The 15,723-nt window shown below is 72.3% G+C and carries 16 protein-coding genes; 9 read left to right on the top strand and 7 right to left on the bottom strand.

Features of this window, described 5'->3' with window-relative positions; translation table 11 throughout:
- Window positions 1-129: 129 nt before the first annotated feature.
- Window positions 130-399, bottom strand: a complete 270-nt coding sequence (locus tag L3i22_RS38770; RefSeq protein WP_221322434.1) for an HPr family phosphocarrier protein — start codon at window positions 397-399, stop codon at window positions 130-132.
- The gene (gene dhaM, locus L3i22_RS38765; RefSeq protein ID WP_221322433.1) at window positions 383-766 is read right to left on the bottom strand and encodes a dihydroxyacetone kinase phosphoryl donor subunit DhaM; all 384 of its coding nucleotides are present in this window, start codon (window positions 764-766) and stop codon (window positions 383-385) included. The genes L3i22_RS38770 and dhaM overlap by 17 nt, the downstream gene beginning before the upstream one ends.
- A 66-nt stretch (window positions 767-832) precedes the next feature.
- On the opposite strand from dhaM, the gene dhaK reads away from it, so the two are divergent.
- From dhaK to L3i22_RS38740, 5 genes are all read left to right on the top strand, one after another.
- Window positions 833-1,825 (top strand): dihydroxyacetone kinase subunit DhaK, encoded by a 993-nt coding sequence (gene dhaK, locus L3i22_RS38760; RefSeq protein WP_221322432.1) that lies wholly within the window; start codon window positions 833-835, stop codon window positions 1,823-1,825.
- A gap of 2 nt (window positions 1,826-1,827) precedes the next feature.
- Complete coding sequence (gene dhaL / locus L3i22_RS38755; protein ID WP_221322431.1) at window positions 1,828-2,448, top strand: dihydroxyacetone kinase subunit DhaL; 621 nt, start codon at window positions 1,828-1,830, stop codon at window positions 2,446-2,448.
- A gap of 60 nt (window positions 2,449-2,508) precedes the next feature.
- Window positions 2,509-4,077, top strand: coding sequence for a methyl-accepting chemotaxis protein (locus L3i22_RS38750; RefSeq protein ID WP_221322430.1), 1,569 nt, complete (start codon window positions 2,509-2,511; stop codon window positions 4,075-4,077).
- A gap of 24 nt (window positions 4,078-4,101) precedes the next feature.
- Complete coding sequence (locus L3i22_RS38745; RefSeq protein ID WP_221322429.1) at window positions 4,102-4,785, top strand: acetoacetate decarboxylase family protein; 684 nt, start codon at window positions 4,102-4,104, stop codon at window positions 4,783-4,785.
- Window positions 4,786-4,879: 94 nt separating this feature from the next.
- Window positions 4,880-6,133, top strand: a complete 1,254-nt coding sequence (locus L3i22_RS38740) for a YibE/F family protein (protein WP_221322428.1) — start codon at window positions 4,880-4,882, stop codon at window positions 6,131-6,133.
- Window positions 6,134-6,240: 107 nt separating this feature from the next.
- Here the strand turns inward: L3i22_RS38740 and L3i22_RS38735 are convergent, their stop codons facing one another.
- Window positions 6,241-6,885, bottom strand: coding sequence for a DUF4360 domain-containing protein (locus L3i22_RS38735; protein WP_221322427.1), 645 nt, complete (start codon window positions 6,883-6,885; stop codon window positions 6,241-6,243).
- A 253-nt stretch (window positions 6,886-7,138) separates the two neighbouring features.
- Between L3i22_RS38735 and L3i22_RS38730 the strand changes: the two genes are divergently transcribed.
- Window positions 7,139-8,317, top strand: a complete 1,179-nt coding sequence (locus L3i22_RS38730) for a hypothetical protein (protein ID WP_221322426.1) — start codon at window positions 7,139-7,141, stop codon at window positions 8,315-8,317.
- On the opposite strand, the gene L3i22_RS38725 is transcribed toward L3i22_RS38730, so the two are convergent.
- On the bottom strand, window positions 8,310-10,499 hold the full coding sequence (locus tag L3i22_RS38725; protein WP_221322425.1) for an ATP-dependent RecD-like DNA helicase: 2,190 nt from the start codon (window positions 10,497-10,499) through the stop codon (window positions 8,310-8,312). The genes L3i22_RS38730 and L3i22_RS38725 overlap by 8 nt on opposite strands.
- Before the next feature lie 59 nt (window positions 10,500-10,558).
- Between L3i22_RS38725 and L3i22_RS38720 the strand changes: the two genes are divergently transcribed.
- Window positions 10,559-11,533 carry an acetylxylan esterase gene (locus L3i22_RS38720; RefSeq protein ID WP_221322424.1) on the top strand — a complete coding sequence of 325 codons (975 nt, stop codon included), beginning with the start codon at window positions 10,559-10,561 and terminating at the stop codon, window positions 11,531-11,533.
- A gap of 105 nt (window positions 11,534-11,638) precedes the next feature.
- The gene (locus L3i22_RS38715) at window positions 11,639-12,298 is read left to right on the top strand and encodes a hypothetical protein (protein ID WP_221322423.1); all 660 of its coding nucleotides are present in this window, start codon (window positions 11,639-11,641) and stop codon (window positions 12,296-12,298) included.
- Here the strand turns inward: L3i22_RS38715 and L3i22_RS38710 are convergent.
- Together L3i22_RS38710 and L3i22_RS38705 are read right to left on the bottom strand one after the other, a co-directional pair.
- Entirely contained in the window at window positions 12,282-12,644 is a 363-nt protein-coding gene (locus L3i22_RS38710) for a nuclear transport factor 2 family protein (protein WP_221322422.1), read from the bottom strand. The genes L3i22_RS38715 and L3i22_RS38710 overlap by 17 nt on opposite strands.
- A 65-nt stretch (window positions 12,645-12,709) precedes the next feature.
- On the bottom strand, window positions 12,710-12,982 hold the full coding sequence (locus tag L3i22_RS38705) for a YggT family protein (protein WP_221322421.1): 273 nt from the start codon (window positions 12,980-12,982) through the stop codon (window positions 12,710-12,712).
- Between the two features lie 1,150 nt (window positions 12,983-14,132).
- Between L3i22_RS38705 and L3i22_RS38700 the strand changes: the two genes are divergently transcribed.
- Window positions 14,133-15,113 carry a DUF2804 domain-containing protein gene (locus L3i22_RS38700; RefSeq protein ID WP_221322420.1) on the top strand — a complete coding sequence of 327 codons (981 nt, stop codon included), beginning with the start codon at window positions 14,133-14,135 and terminating at the stop codon, window positions 15,111-15,113.
- On the opposite strand, the gene L3i22_RS38695 is transcribed toward L3i22_RS38700, so the two are convergent.
- Window positions 15,097-15,717, bottom strand: coding sequence for an RraA family protein (locus tag L3i22_RS38695; protein ID WP_221322419.1), 621 nt, complete (start codon window positions 15,715-15,717; stop codon window positions 15,097-15,099). The two genes, L3i22_RS38700 and L3i22_RS38695, sit on opposite strands and share 17 nt — an antisense overlap.
- Window positions 15,718-15,723 lie beyond the last annotated feature (6 nt).

Genomic DNA, 15,723 nt, shown 5'->3' with positions numbered 1-15,723 from the left:
CCGGAATGTTATGCGTGCGGAGTGCGCACCCGGCCGGTCCTTAAAACAAAACAAAGGAAAGACTGGCCATTCGTACGCGATTTCCGGGCGCGCCGAGAAAAACCGTTATCGGCCGTCCCGGCGACCGTCTCAGGTAGCGGTGCGCAGCACTTCCGCGATCGCCTCGGCAGCCGTGGCCGCGTCCTCGCCGGTGGCGTGCACGGTCACCACGGCGCCGGCCGGGGCACCGAGGGACATGAGTTTCAGGGCGCTCCTCGCGGGGGCGGCGCGATGCTGATGGCGTACCTCGACAACTGCCGGAAAGCGGGCGGCGGCCCGGACCACCTCGCCGGCCGGGCGGGCGTGCAACGCCGCCGGCAACACCACCTCGATCGCGGTCTCATCAGAACTTGGCGACATCGCGGGCCTCCCGCGCGGCGTCGGCCACCTCGGTGAGGCCGGCGCCGGTCGACGCGGTGACCGCGGCGGCGACCGCGCCCTCCACGAACGGCGCGTCCACCAGCAGCGGGCCGGGACTGTCCTCGAGGACCGCGCGGGCGGTCAGCACCGCGCTGCCCAGATCGGCCAGGATGATCACCCCGGCGCCGGTGTCGGCCTGCGCGATCGCCTCGGCGAGCCGGTCCGGACTCGTGCCCAGCTCGCCGTCGAGCGTGCCGCCGGCCGCGACGATCGGCACCTCGGGCGTGGCCACCTGCCGCAACAGGTCACGCAGACCTGACGCCAACTGCTCGGAGTGCGAAACCAGCACGATTCCCACGAGCCCCATGGATCTCGACTCTAGACCGCGCGAGGATGCAGTGGGTGTTCGAGGAAATGCGGAGAGGAGCCGGTCGTGAAGAAATTCATCAACGATCCTGCCGATGTGGTGGCCCAGGCCCTGGCCGGGCTGGCCGCCGCCCATCCGGAGCTGCGGGTGGACACCGAGGAGCAGTACATCGCCCGGGCCGACGCGCCACGCCCCGGCAAGGTGGGCCTGGTCTCCGGCGGCGGGTCCGGGCACGAGCCGCTGCACGGCGGCTTCGTCGGGCCGGGCATGCTCGACGCGGCCTGCCCCGGTGAGGTCTTCACCTCCCCGGTGCCGGATCAGATCCTGGCCGCGACCAAGGCCGTCGACGGCGGCGCCGGCGTGGTCCACATCGTCAAGAACTACACCGGCGACGTGATGAACTTCCAGCTCGCCGCGGAGCTCGCCACCGACGAGGGGATCAGCGTCGAGACCGTGCTGGTCGACGACGACGTCGCGGTGGAGGACTCGACCTGGACCGCCGGCCGGCGCGGCACCGGCGCGACGCTGCTGGTGGAGAAGATCGCCGGCGCGCGCGCCGAGGAGGGCGGCAAGCTCGGCGAGGTCGCCGCGCTCGGGCGCGAGGTCAACGCGGCCTCCGGCTCGTTCGCGTACGCGTTGACCGCGGTCACCACCCCGGCGGCCGGCCGGCCCGGCTTCGACCTGCCGGCCGACGAGATCGAGGCCGGGGTCGGCATCCACGGCGAGCCGGGCCGCCGGCGTGAGAAGCTGCGCCCGGCGAAGCAGCTGGTCCGCTCCGCGCTGGACGCGATCCTGGACGCCAAGTCCTTCCCCGGCCCGGTGATCGTGCTGGCCAACGGGCTCGGCGGCACCCCGCTGATCGAGCTGTACCTGGTCTACGGCGAGGTCGCGGCGTACCTGGCGGAGCGCGGCGTGCCGATCGCCCGGCAGCTCGTCGGCAACTACGTGACCAGCCTGGACATGGCCGGCATGTCGCTCACGCTGTGCCAGGCCACCGACGAGATGATCCGCCTGTGGGACGCGCCGGTGCGGACCCCCGGACTGCGCTGGGGTGCCTGACCGTGGACGTGACGCTCGCCCGGGACTGGATGCGTTCCGCCGCGGCCCTGATCGCCGCCGACGTCGACCGGCTCACCCGGCTCGACTCCGAGATCGGCGACGGCGATCACGGGGTGAACCTGAACCGTGGCTTCACCGCGGTGCTCGCCGCCCTGGACAAGACCCCGCCGGAAACCGTGTCCGAGGTGCTGGTCAAGTCCGGCACCACGCTGATGTCCCGGGTGGGCGGCGCGTCCGGCCCGCTCTACGGCAGCGCCCTGCGCGCGGCCGGCAAGGCCCTCCCGGCGACCCCCGAGGTGCAGCCGTCCGACCTGGTGGCGGCGCTGCACGCGGGGCTGGAGGCGGTCCGCAAGCTGGGCGGCGCGGCGCCGGGGGACAAGACCCTGATCGACGCGTACGTGCCGGCCCTGGACGCCTTCGAGCAGGCGGTGGCCGGGGGAGCGGATCTGGCCGGGGCGGCCGGGGCCGCGGCGCGGGCCGCGCGGGCCGGGGCGGAGGCCACCATCCCGCTCCAGGCTCGAAAAGGCCGCGCCTCCTACCTGGGGGAACGTAGCATCGGACATCAGGACCCGGGGGCCGCGTCCACGAGTCTGATCTTTCAGGCGTTGGCGGAGGTTGCTTAACCGGCAGCGAACCGTGCCGATTCAGCGGGTGTCAGACACTGTTGAGCGAGAGGTACGGCCATGGGCTTGAGTGGGGCGTTCGACAATCGTTCTCTGCGGACGAAGATCGGCGCGGCAGCCCTGACCGCGACCATCGGTGGCGTCATCGTCGGCGGCATGGCGATCTACCGGGTGCACGACCTGAACCAGAAGGCGGCCGACGCCCAGCACCAGTCGCTCGCGATCGGGTCGGCGGTCACCGACTTCAGCCAGAACATCGAGGCCTACTCGGGCAACCTGTCGGCGGTCCAGCTCTACCCGACCCTGGCCGCGGCGATCACCAAGTCGATGGAGGCCAACAAGGCGGCCGTCGACGCCGCGCTGACCAGCCTGAGCAAGACGCTGCCCGGGGACGCGACGGTGTCCACGGCGCAGACCGACTGGGCCGCCTACCTGAAGTTCATGAGCACCGACCGGAGCACGGCCACCAAGGCCGACCTCGACCAGGCCCTGATCGACTACAACAAGCTCCACGGCGCCCTCGGCGACGACGCGAACGCGCTGCAGGCCCGGGCCTCCAGCCTGGCCGAGGCGCAGATGGCCGACGCGAGTGCCGCGGCCACCCGGGCGACCTGGGCCATCTCCCTGGTGCTCGCCGCCGGGGTGCTGATCAGCCTGCTGATCGGCTTCCGGGTGGCCGGCCGGGTCCGCAACGACGTCCGCGGGGTGGCCAAGCTGGCCGAGGGCCTGGCCGAGGGCGACCTGACCCGCACCTCCGGGGTGACCAGCCAGGACGAGGTCGGCCAGATGGCCACCGCGCTGGACAAGGGCATCGCCCGGCTCCGCGAGGACGTGGTGCAGCTGGCCGGCAGCGCCACCACCCTGCAGCACGCGGCCGGGCAGCTGACCTCGGTCTCCACCGCGGTCGACGCGGCCGCCAACGAGGCGTCGGTCCAGGCCGGCACGGTCTCCGCGGCCGCCGACTCGGTCTCGCACAACCTGCAGTTCGTCTCGGCCGGCGCCCAGGAGATGGGCTCGGCGATCCGCGACATCAGCGTCTCCACCTCGGAGGCGACCCAGGTCGTCGAGCAGGCCGTCCGGGCCGCCGCGGCCACCAACCAGATCGTCGCCCGGCTCGGCGAGTCGTCCGCCGAGATCGCCACCGTGGTCAAGGTGATCACCAGCATCGCCGAGCAGACCAACCTGCTCGCGCTGAACGCGACCATCGAGGCGGCCCGCGCCGGTGAGCTGGGCAAGGGCTTCGCGGTGGTGGCCGGCGAGGTCAAGGACCTGGCCCAGGAGACCGCCAAGGCGACCGAGGACATCTCCCAGCGGGTGCAGTCGATCCAGGCCGACACCAGCGGCGCGGTCAGCGCGATCGAGGAGATCAGCGAGATCATCGAGCGGATCAACGGCCTGCAGCTGACCATCGCGTCGGCGGTCGAGGAGCAGACCGCGACCACCCACGAGATGAACCGGACGCTGACCGAGGCGGCCGGCGGCGCCGGCGACATCGCGGCCACCATCACCAGCGTGTCCGAGGCGACCCGGCGCACCACGAACACGGTCGGCGACACCCGGCGGGCGGCCGACGAGCTGACCACCACCTCCGCGCAGCTCCAGGCCGTGGTGTCCCGCTTCCGTTACTGACCCATCGATGCCAGTGTGTAGGGCATGTACCCGCCCGAGCCCTGGCACCTGCGCGGACAGATGTACCTGTCGGTCTTCCTGGTCCCGATGCGAGCCGTGCCACCGCTGCCTGAGGTCCTGGGCGCGGCGGTGCGGCCGCTGTCGTTCGGCGGCCGGGCCGCGGTCGGCGCCGCCTGGGTCGACTACCAGCCCGGCGGCGTCCTGCACTACCGGGAACTGCTCAGCGCGGTGCTCACCCACGAGCGCGGCCGGCCCCGGGTCAGCATCACCGACATCTGGGTGGACAGCGTCGCCTCCCGGGACGGCGGCCGGCGGCTCTGGGGCATCCCGAAGGAGCTGGCCGAGTTCACCCTCGACGCCGACGACGACCTGGTCGACGCGACGGCCGCGACACCCGGCGGCAGCCCGATCGGGTCCGCGCTGGTCCGGCTGAAGCGCCGGGTTCCGGGCCGCCTGCCGCTGGGCTTCACCGTCGCCCAGGAGCTGGGCGGGCACGTCAAGCGAACCCCGGTGCGAGGCCGAGGCGGTTTGCGTACGGCGAATGCCGCCTGGCGCCCCGACCCGGACGGCCCCCTGGGATATCTGGCCGGGCGGCGTCCCGCGCTCACCCTCGCGATCACCGACTTCTGGCTCGTCTTCGGCCGTTCCGCCCAGGACCGCGCCGCCGCCCGCCCCCGTCCCGCGCCGCCGGCGCCCGGCCCCGTCTGACGCCCGGCCCCGCCTGACTCGCCGGCTCCGGTCGGCATCGGGGCTGCTCCGGGCCGCACACGCCGCCGTCCGGGCCGGCCGGTTAGGGTTCGGCATGCCCGAAGCGCACAGCCACAGCCATGCCCACGGCGCGGTCCTGCTCCCGAAGGCCCGCCGGCTCACGCTGATGCTGCTCATCCCGGCGGTGCTGCTGACCGCGCTCGGGATGCTGCTGCTCTGGCCCCGGGACGCCCCGAAGGCGGACACCGCCGCCGGCCCGCCGCAGTCCAAGGCGGTGGTGCAGGCGGTCACCCACGGCGAGTGTGCGCCGGTCCCGGCGGGGGAGACCCAGCCCACCGGGTGCGGCACGGCCACGGTCAGGCTCGAGTCGGGCGAGGTGATCAGCACCGAGCTGCCGTACGGGCCGGGTGCCCCGAAGATCTCCCGCGGCGACCGGGTGATCGTGATGGGCCTGGAGAACGAGGCCGGCGGTCTCACCTGGTCGATCTCCGACCATCAGCGCTCCCGCGAGCTGTGGCTGCTCGGCATCGCGTTCGCCCTGGCCGTGGTCGCGTTCGGGCGCTGGCGCGGACTGACCGCGCTGGCCGGGCTCGCGGTCACCTTCGGGGTGCTGCTGTTCTTCATCGTCCCGGCGATCCTGGACGGCCGGTCCCCGATGCTGGTCGCGGTGGTCGGCTCGGCGGCGATCATGCTGACCGTGCTGTACCTGACCCACGGGCTGACCATCACCACCACGATCGCGGTGGCCGGCACCCTGGCCAGCCTCGTGATCACCACGGTGCTGGCCGAGATCAGCGTCGCCGCGGTGCACCTGACCGGCGTCGCCGACGACACCTCGAACTTCCTGTCGATCACCCAGGGCTCGGTCAACATGCAGGGCCTGCTGCTGGCCAGCATCGTGATCGGCTCGCTCGGGGTGCTCGACGACGTGACGGTCACCCAGTCGGCGACGGTCACCGAGCTGGCGCTGGCGAATCCGGCGTACGGCTTCCGCCGCCTCTACGGCGCCGCGACCAGGATCGGCCGCGCGCACATCGCCTCGGTGATCAACACCATCGTCCTCGCGTACGCGGGCGCCTCGCTGCCGTTGATGTTGCTCTTCGCGACTGGCGGCACTCCGGTCGGCGAACTGCTCACCGGTCAGCTGATCGCCCAGGAGCTGGTCCGCAGCGCGGTCGGCACGATCGGGCTGATCACCGCGGTGCCGATCACCACCGCGCTGGCCTCGGTCTTCGCGCACCGCGCGCTGCAGGCGAGCGCCGATGGGCCGGCGGAGCCGACCGTCGAGGAGACGGCCGGCCGCCACCGCCCGCCCGCGGAGAGCCCGTGGGCGGCTTTCGATAACTGAGCTATCCGGCGTCGCCTCCGGCTCGCAGGCATTGCGCCCTTGGCGGGCGCAATGCGGGTGGGCCAGGTTAGAACAGCCGGCTCAGGGCTGACTCGAACTGCGAGAGGTCAGGCGCACTTGCGCCAGGCTACGTGGTAGACGGTGTTGATCGCCGCGTCGGTCGAGTCCATCGAGATGAAGCTGGTCTGGGTGCGGGCGTCCGACGAGCCGCGGTTCACCCGCAGGTCGGTGTTGATGTTGAGGAATCGGCGCTCGCCGCACGGCAGGTAGCTCAGCGACGCGATGCCGACCCGGTCCCCGCGCTGCCAGTCGTCGTCGAACGGGCCCTTCAGGGTGTGCTCGAAACGAGTGGTCCGGGAATGGCCCTGGAAATAGTAGTTCGCGGATTCCTGGGCCCACGCGCCCCGCGCCAGGCTGGCATATCCGCGATAGTCCGCGCTCGCGATCGCGAACGTGAATCCGGTCGGCACCTTCACGTCCAGGGCCAGCTGGCAATTCTTCCGGAAATCCAGGGGAGTGGCTTTCGGGCCGACCTGGGCGGTGTAATCCGAGTAGGTGAGCGTGAAGGCGGTGTTGTCCGGCGAGACCGCGATCTTCGTGGTGCCGTCCGGGCAGCCCGAGCCGTTCGCGTTCACCACCCGGATCGTCATCCGCTGGTCGGGCGTGGGTTCGGGCCGCGGGCCGGCCTGGGCAGGTGCGGCGATCGCGACGGCGGCGAGCGCGGCGGCGCCGGCGGTCAGGAGACGGAACATGAGATGACTCCCCGTTGGTTCGGTGATCGACTGGGACGGGGAAAGACTATTTCGCATTCGTACCGAAGCAATTGATTTCGCCTCACCGTGTTTACCGTAATCGGATGTCCGGGTGTCTTCCGGCAGTGGCTGTTCGGCCCGTGTCCGCGCATTTCCGCGACGCCCGCCCGGAATTGCTGCTAGTCCACTTTCGTGGTGGCCGGCGCCGGAACGGGGCGGAAAACGGGCCGGACGGGCTGCTATACAGGTCGCCGTGCGCAGAAGACTCTTCGGGTGGATCGTCCAGCTGGTGATCGGGCTCGGCATCGTCGCGGGCGGGCTGTGGACGGTGGACCGGCACACGCTGACCGCCGCGGAGCTCGACCGCGACTCGCTCGATCAGGGGTACCGGCACCCCGTCGAGTGCGACGGCCTGAAGATGGGTCCCGGCGACGAGTGCGTCAGCTACGTCAACGGCGAGAAGAGCGGCACCACCACGTACGAGGAGCTGGCGAGCCGGCGCGACGCGAAGTACTCGGTCGAGGGCCGCCGCAGCCACCACGCGTTCGTCCGCACCGTCTCGTGGGGTGTGGCCGGGCTGGGCCTGCTGCTGATCGTCTGGGTGCCGGTCAGCGCGGTGCGCACCGCCCGCCAGGACGCCGCCGCCGAGCGGGGCGCGGCGGGGTACCGCCCGGGCCCGCCGCTGCACCCGGCGCCACCGGCTCCGGCGCTGTCCCCGCTCGGCGAGACGGTCGGCAAGCGGCCGAAGCGGGAACCGGTCACGCCGACCGTCATCTGGGTGATCATCGGGGCCCTGGGGTCGTTCGTCGCGATGGTCTTCGTGATCGAGTACGAGTCGGTCTGGTCCTGGCTCGGCGGCATCGTGGGGCTCCTGCTCCTGATGGGCGGCGGCGCGAGCCTGGTCGACATGTGGCGGACCCGGGTCGGCCGCAGGCGCTGGGCGCGGGCGCGCGGCTTCGTGTACCGCGGGTTCGACCACGATCTGGTGGCCCGGCTGGGCCTGCCGGGGCTCACGGCCGGGAAGCCGTTCGCCGAGTACCTCGTGTACGGCACGTACCAGGACCGGCCGTTCGTCGTCTTCTCCTATCGGGACCGGAAGAACGCCGGCCACAACGCGTGGGCGATGGCGCTGCCCGGCGCGGTGCCGCCGCTGGCCGTCGAGGAGATCCGGATCACCGACCGGGTCGGGGCCGGCTCGGCGCCCGGCTGGCGCGCGGTCTGGCCGTCCCTGAGCGCGGTCGTGAACCTGAGCCACCCGGACGAGTTCCTGGCCGGCGGCACGCTGATCTGGGAGGACCCGAAGTCCAAGATCTCCGGGGTGAACGCGGCCGAGCTGGAGCGCCGGCTGCACGGGCTGTACGTGGTCGGCTCGGCCCTGGCCGCGACCCCGGTCCCGGAAACCGTCGCGGAGCGCGCCGGCCCGGTCAGCTGAGGCGCTCGGTCAGCGCGGTGTGCCGGCGGCCGGCCCCGACCGTGCGGACCGCGGCGGCCAGCGCCTTGCGCGAGCCGACCAGCACGACCAGCCTCTTCGCACGGGTGATCGCGGTGTAGAGCAGGTTCCGCTGGAGCATCATCCAGGCGCTCGTGGTCAGCGGGATCACCACGGCCGGGTACTCCGAGCCCTGCGACCGGTGGATGGTGATCGCGTAGGCGTGCGCCAGCTCGTCCAGCTCGTCGAAGTCGTAGTCGATCTGCTCGTCCTCGTCCGTCCGTACCGTCAGGCTCTGCTCTTCCGGCGACAACGCGGTGACCACGCCGACCGTGCCGTTGAAGACCCCGGCCGCGCCCTTGTCGTAGTTGTTGCGGATCTGGGTGACCTTGTCGCCGACCCGGAACACCCGCCCGCCGACCCGGCGCTCCGGCAGCCCCTCCCGGCCGGGGGTGAGCTCCTGCTGGAGCAGCGTGTTGAGCGCGCCGGCGCCGGCCGGGCCGCGGTGCATCGGGGTGAGGATCTGGATGTCGCGCCGGGCGTCGAGGCCGAACTTGCGCGGGATCCGGTGGCAGGCGACGTCCACGGTGAGGCCCGCGGTCGCCTCGGTGTCGTCGCACGGGAACAGGAAGAAGTCCCGCATCCCGTCGAACACCGGCGGGCGGCCCTGGTTGATCCGGTGCGCGTTGCTGACCACGCCGCTCTCCGCGGCCTGGCGGAAGATCTGGGTGAGCCGGACGCGTGGGATGACGTCGGCGGCGAGCAGGTCGCGCAGCACCTCGCCGGCGCCGACCGAGGGCAGCTGGTCGACGTCGCCGACCAGCAGCAGGTGCGCGCCCGACGGGATCGCCTTGACCAGCTTGTTCGCCAGGATCAGGTCGAGCATCGAGGACTCGTCGACGACCACCAGGTCGGCGTCGAGCGGGTTGTCCCGGTCGTAGGTCGCGTCGCCGCCGGGCTGCAGCTTGAGCAGCCGGTGCACGGTGGCGGCGGGGTGGCCGGTGAGCTCGGCGAGGCGTTTCGCGGCGCGGCCGGTGGGCGCGACCAGCTGGATCCTGGCCTTCTTGGCCGCGGCCAGCTCGACGATCGAGCGGACGGTGAAGCTCTTGCCGCAGCCCGGGCCGCCGGTCAGCACCGCGACCTTCTCGGTCAGGGCCAGCTTGACCGCGGCCTCCTGCTCGGGAGCGAGGGTGGAGCCGGTGCGCCGGTGCAGCCAGGCGAGCGCCTTCGGCCAGTCCACGCCGTGGAAGGCCGGCATCCGGTCCGACTTGTCGCGCAACAGACTGACAAGCGTCGAGGCGAGCGACATTTCCGCGCGGTGGAACGGCACCAGGTAGACGTGGTCCCCTTCGCGGACCACCCCTTCCTCCTCGACCAGCTCCGCCAGACATGTCGGGACAAGTCCGGCGGGGACCTCGAGGATCTTGGCGGCCTCGGCCGAGAGATCGTCAACCGGCAGGAAGCAGTGACCGTTATCGGTCGCCTGGGACAGCGTGTACTGCAGCCCCGCCTTCACCCGCTCGGGACTGTCATGCGGGATCCCGACCGCCTGCGCGATCGTGTCCGCGGTCTTGAACCCGATGCCCCACACATCTGACGCCAGCTTGTACGGACTGTTCTTGACCACCGAGATGGACGCGTCCCCGTACTTCTTGTAGATCCGCACCGCGATCGACGTGGAGACGCCGACCCCCTGCAGGAACAGCATCACCTCCTTGATCGCCTTCTGCTCGGCCCACGCCGCGGTGATCTTCGCGGTGCGTTTCGGGCCGAGGCCGGTGACCTCGATCAGCCGGGCCGGCGACCCCTCGATGATCTCCAGGGTGTCCAGCCCGAAGTGCTCCACGATCCGTTCCGCGAACACCGGGCCGATCCCCTTGACCAGGCCGGATCCCAGGTAGCGGCGGATCCCCTGGACGGTCGCCGGCAGCACCGTGGTGTACGAGACGACCTCGAACTGGCGCCCGTACTGCGGATGCGAGGACCACCAGCCGGACAGCCGCAGACTCTCCCCGGGCTGCGCCCCGAGCAGCGCGCCGACCACGGTGAGCAGGTCGTCGCCGCTCCGCGAGGTGGCCACCCGGGCGACCGTGTAGCCGGTGTCCTCGTTCACATAGGTCAGCCGCTCGAGCACCGCTTCCAGGACGTGCGGCGCCGGGCGGGAGGTCGGGGGCACGCCGGGCATGGCGACCATCGTGCCTGCCGTTGTGGTTTCCGCAAAGACGAGCCCCTACCGTGTCGGGTATGGCGCTTTTTGATCTCCCTCTCCCCGAGCTGCGCACGTACCGATCCGCCACCGGCGAACCGGCCGGCTTCGGCGACTTCTGGACGCGCACGCTCGACGAGGCGCGGGCCGCCGCGAAGCCCGTCGAGCTGACCGAGGTCGCCACCCCGTTGCGCGGCGTCACCACCTACGACGTGACCTTCACCGGCTTCGCCGGCCAGCCGGTCAAGGCGTGGCTCAACGTCCCGGCCGGCGCTTCCGGCCCGCTGCCGGTCGCGGTCGAGTTCATCGGGTACGGCGGTGGCCGCGGCCTGCCGATCGACTGGCTGATCTGGAGCGCGGCCGGCTACGCGCACCTGGTGATGGACACCCGCGGCCAGGGCGGCGGCTGGCGCGGCGGGGACACCCCGGACCAGGACGTGGACGGCGCCGGCCCGTCCACCCCGGGCCAGATGACCCGCGGCGTGCGCTCCCCGGAGACGCACTACTACCGCCGCCTGTTCACCGACGCGGCCCGGGCCGTGGAGACCGCCGCCGAGCTGCCCGGCGTCGACGCGTCCCGGCTGGTCACCACCGGCAAGAGCCAGGGTGGCGCGCTGTCGATCGCGGCTGCCGGCCTGGTCCCGGACCGGGTCGCCGCGGTCGTCGCCGGGGTGCCGTTCCTCTGTGACATCCGGCGCGCGGTCACCATCTCGGACAGCTTCCCGTTCCAGGAGATCGTCCGGTTCCTGCGGGCCAACCCGGAGCGGGCGGCGCAGACCTTCGCCACGCTGGACCACTTCGACGTGGTGCACCTGGCCCGGCGGATCACCGCGCCGGCCCTGTTCTCCACCGCGCTGATGGACGACGTCTGCCCGCCGTCCGGGGTGTTCGCCGCGTTCAACGAGCTCACCGGGCCGAAGGAGATCGAGGTCTACGAGTGGGACGGCCACGACGGCGGTCGCACGTTCTTCGACGTCAAGGCCCTGGAGTTCGCCGCCGCCCGCGGCCTGTGACCCGGTCGCCGCCGGTTGATTCCTCAACCGGCGGCCTCCGGAACCGACGGACTCTTCGCGAACCCGACGTGCTCCACGCGAACCGCCGTCCCGGAGGAACCCCCCATGCAGCCGACCCCCCGTCGTGCCCTGCGGCTCACCGCCGTCCTCGCCTCGGCCTGCGCGCTGACCGGGTGCGCGGCGTTCGGCGGCTCGGCCACCAGCCCCGCGCCGGCGCCCGCGACCTCGGCCACGCCCGGCCCGACGAGCACGTTCGTGCAGACCGCGCCGCCGCCGAACACCTCCGCCCCGGGCCTGTCGAACACCGGCGCGAACCTGCCGACGGTGGTCGCCTCACTGATCAAGTACGGACAGTGGCTGATCGGGAACCCGGACCCGGACCAGGTCGGCAACGTGGCCGCACCCGGCTGCGCGGCCAGCAACGACCTGCTCCGGCAGACCCGCTCCCTGGTCGACCAGGGCGCCTACGTCACGACGGCCACCCCGGTGGTGACCGGCGTGCGGTGGCCGTCCCCGGCCCCGTCGACCACCGCGGCGGCGCTCGGCGACCAGGCCACGGTGACCATCCAGGTGAGCCGGCCGGCCGAGGCGCTGACCATGCGCACCACCGGCAAGGGCACGCAGGTCCTCTCCTACCTGCCCGAGCTCCGGGCCACCACGGTGCAGATCGCGCTGTTCCGCGGCACGGACAAGAAGTGGCGCCTCTGCGAGGTCACGACGCCCCAGGACACCGCCCTGGCCGACTCGGTCACGTCCCTGCTCTGAAGTAGTCGCGCAGGCTGGCGATCCGGCCCTCGCGGACCCGGAAGATCTGGACCAGCGCGTACGGCTCGCCGCCGACCACCGAGTCGATCTCGGTGATGAAGACGTCCGGGTCGGCGGTCTCGTGCAACACGTATCCGGTGCGGGCCAGATCCGTCTCGCCGGGATCGTCCTGCTGGAAGGCCCCGATCCCGGCCCGGATCGCGTCCCGCCCGGCCAGCCGGGTGGCGGCCAGCGGCGCCTCGTAGACCCCGTCCTCGGTGAACAGCTCGGCGACCGCGTCCGGGTCCCGGCTGATCGCACCGGCATAGATGTACCGCTGAAAGATCTGGGCGTGCGCATCGGTCACACCTTCGACTCTATGCACGAACGGGCCGCGCACCCTGGGGTGCGCGGCCCGTTGTCGTGAGTCGGTCAGATGAACTCGCGCAGGATCACGATCGCGAAGAACACCAGCATGAACGACAGGTCGATGGACATCCCGCCCGCACGCAGCGGCGGGATCAGCCGCCGGACCGGGGCCAGGATCGGCTCGGTCACCGCGAACACACCGCCGGCCACCCGCGAGCGGAACGATCCGGGCATCGCCGGACCGGCCAGCACCACGCTCCAGTCCAGCACCGCCCGGGCGATCAGCAGGAACTGCAAGAGCAACAGGGCCAGGCTGATGATGCCGAGAAGACCCATGATTACCTCCAGGTAGCGGGGGATGTGTGCCTACTGTGACGCGCCCGGTTGTGAGCTTGCTGAGGACGGCCTGTGAGCCGGCTTGCGGTCCGTGACAGGACAATCGCTGCCGGTGGCGGGCCCGGCCACCGCGCTGCGCGGGTTCCGCGAGCTGATCGGCCCGGGGCGGGGACGCCACGGTGCCGGCCCCCACTATCGGCAGCGGCCCGCCCGTTCCTCGGCGATGTGGCGAAACGCACCGGTCAGGCGCGGGCCGGGGCCGTGGTGAGCCGGGCGGGGGCCCGCGCCGCGGGGAATCCACGGGCGCGGGGCTCCGTCCGTACCAAATCGCGGGTTTTGATGAATTAAATCGTGATGTGGCTGGCGCTCCGCGGCGCGTCGATCGCGCCTACCCGGTCGCCGGCGGGCCGCCGGGCCAACCCGGGCCTGTCCTGCTCACCGTGGGAATTCGGGGCGCCGCGGTGGTGGGCGGGCCGCGGTGTCCGCCGTGCTGACGGGAGGCGGCGCGGCATGCGGGTCGCGGCCGGTGCGGCGGGCGTTGCGGGGGGCGCGGTGGCTGCCGCCGCTTGCGGCACATGCGTCGATTTCGGCGGTACGGCCGTGGCCGGGCCCGTCCGTGGAGTTCGTCGATCCGGGCGGCGCGGCAGCGGGGGTCACCCGGGCGCGGGCCGGACGGGGGTGTTCCCGGGGCGGGGCGGATGTCGCCGGGCGGGCCGGGTGGTCTTCGGCGCGCGCGGGGCGGGGGGCCGGGCGCGTGATGCCGGGGCGGCGCGAGGTGCTCCGGCCGGGCGGCCGGGTTCGATCGTTGCGGGTCAGGGGGCCGGTCCGGGGACGCCGGCGGTCGCGGGTGGGTCCTGGTCTGGCTGCTGGGTCGGCCACCGGGCTCATGGCATCACCCGCCGGGCCGGGGCCGGTGGACAGGTGTCGTCGGGTGGGCGGGGCTGGGCCGCGGGATGGAAATCCGTGGCGCGGGCGCCGCTCTCGGCTCCTCTCATGGCGCTCATTATTGATGAGTGTGCATGGATGGCAAGGTTTCTGAACGGATGGTAACGAGCCCGAAACCACCCTCTCAGCGCCGATACTCCGTTCCGGTAGATATCTGACTATCCCTGGGCGAGCCCCGGTGATCACACAGAGGTAGCCTGCGCCCGTGACCCACGAGATCCAGATCACCGAGCCGGTCGACCTGTGTCTGCCGGACGGCCGTCTGAACCCGGCGGCGGTCGGCTGGAGCCGAAAGCCGCTGCACCGCGCCAACCTGCGCGGATGGGGCCGCACCAAGCGCTGGGAGTACTGGGGTGTGGTCACCCCGGCGCACATCGTCGGCGTCGTCGTGTCCAGCCTGGACTACGCCGGCGTGCACAGTCTGTACCTGCTGGACCGGGTCAGCGGCCGGGAGATCGCGGTCGACGCGACGGTCCCGCTGGCCCGCGGCACGGTCCTGCCGGACCGCTGCGGAACCGGCACGGTGCAGGCTTCCGGCGGCGGCCTCACCATCGAGATCGATCAGAGATTCGACGGTACGGCGATTCGCGCCCAGTCCCGTGACGTGTCGCTCGACCTGACCGTGCCGGTCGTCGAGGGCCGGGACGCGCTGGGCGTGGTGGTCGCGTGGAGCCGCACCCGGTTCCAGTACACGGTGAAGGACGTCGGCCGCCCGGTCCGCGGGACCGTGACCGTCGGCGGGGTCGAGCACGTCGTCCCGGCCCAGGGCTCGTACGCCACCCTGGACCACGGGCGCGGGCGGTGGCCGTACGCGTCCACCTGGAACTGGGCCGCCGGCGCCGACGCCACCCGGGCGATCCAGCTCGGCGGCAAGTGGACCGACGGCACCGGCAACACCGAGAACGCGGTCTTCGAGGACGGCCGCCTCTACAAGATCGGCGCCGACCTGCGCTGGGAGTACGACCGCACCGACTGGCTGAAGCCGTGGCGGATCACCGGCCAGGGCGTCGACGTCACGTTCGAGCCGTTCCACGAGCGGGTCTCGAAGACCAACCTGGGCGTGGTCGCCGGCGAGACCCACCAGTGCTTCGGCCGCTTCTCCGGCTGGGCCCGCGGCGCCGACGGCCAGCGAGTCGACCTCGACGGCCTCACCGGCTGGGCCGAGGAGGCTAAGAACCGCTGGTGAAGCCCTGCTCGGTGAGGGTCTTCTCGATGCGGGCGCGGTGGGCGGACGCCCAGTCGTCCAGCGACTCGGCCTCCTCCTTCGCCAGCTTCGCCTGAGCTGCCGCCAGGACCTCGTCGTGCCGGCCGGCCGGGACGACGACGATGCCCTCCTCGTCGGCGACGATCACGTCGGACGGGTGCACCGTGATGCCGCCGCAGCGGACCGGCTCGCCGTGCGTGCCCAGCTTCGACTTCGTGCCCGGGATCGGGATGACGCCCCGGGCGAAGACCGGGAAGCCCAGGTCGCGGACCTCGCCCAGGTCGCGGATCAGGCCGTCCAGCACGAACGCCGCGACGCCGCGCCGGTGCGCGACCGCGCAGACGTTGCCGCCGGCCAGCGCGTAGTCCAGGTCGCCGGACTCGACGACGATCACCGAGCCGGGGGCGGCCCGGTAGATCGCGGCGTGCAGCATCAGGTTGTCGCCGGGCTCGCAGCGGACCGTGAACGCCGGGCCGGCGACCCGCGGGACCGGGGTCCAGAGCGGCCGGATCCCGATGTCCATCACCTGGTCACGGCCGAGGACGTCGGCCAGCGTGGTCGGCGGGATCTCCCGGAAGGCGCTCATGGTCGC

Origin of the sequence: Actinoplanes sp. L3-i22 (assembly GCF_019704555.1) — a bacterium.
Lineage (GTDB): Bacteria > Actinomycetota > Actinomycetes > Mycobacteriales > Micromonosporaceae > Actinoplanes.
Note: the sequence above shows the minus strand (reverse complement) of the source record. Positions and strands in the feature narration are given on the sequence as shown.

Coding starts and splice junctions, on each gene's coding strand:
- L3i22_RS38770 (WP_221322434.1), bottom strand. CDS start 399: ATGTCGCCAAGTTCTGATGAGACCGCGATCGAGGTGGTGTTGCCGGCG.
- dhaM (WP_221322433.1), bottom strand. CDS start 766: ATGGGGCTCGTGGGAATCGTGCTGGTTTCGCACTCCGAGCAGTTGGCG.
- L3i22_RS38750 (WP_221322430.1), top strand. CDS start 2,509: ATGGGCTTGAGTGGGGCGTTCGACAATCGTTCTCTGCGGACGAAGATC.
- L3i22_RS38745 (WP_221322429.1), top strand. CDS start 4,102: ATGTACCCGCCCGAGCCCTGGCACCTGCGCGGACAGATGTACCTGTCG.
- L3i22_RS38740 (WP_221322428.1), top strand. CDS start 4,880: ATGCCCGAAGCGCACAGCCACAGCCATGCCCACGGCGCGGTCCTGCTC.
- L3i22_RS38735 (WP_221322427.1), bottom strand. CDS start 6,885: ATGTTCCGTCTCCTGACCGCCGGCGCCGCCGCGCTCGCCGCCGTCGCG.
- L3i22_RS38725 (WP_221322425.1), bottom strand. CDS start 10,499: ATGCCCGGCGTGCCCCCGACCTCCCGCCCGGCGCCGCACGTCCTGGAA.
- L3i22_RS38720 (WP_221322424.1), top strand. CDS start 10,559: ATGGCGCTTTTTGATCTCCCTCTCCCCGAGCTGCGCACGTACCGATCC.
- L3i22_RS38715 (WP_221322423.1), top strand. CDS start 11,639: ATGCAGCCGACCCCCCGTCGTGCCCTGCGGCTCACCGCCGTCCTCGCC.
- L3i22_RS38705 (WP_221322421.1), bottom strand. CDS start 12,982: ATGGGTCTTCTCGGCATCATCAGCCTGGCCCTGTTGCTCTTGCAGTTC.
- L3i22_RS38695 (WP_221322419.1), bottom strand. CDS start 15,717: ATGAGCGCCTTCCGGGAGATCCCGCCGACCACGCTGGCCGACGTCCTC.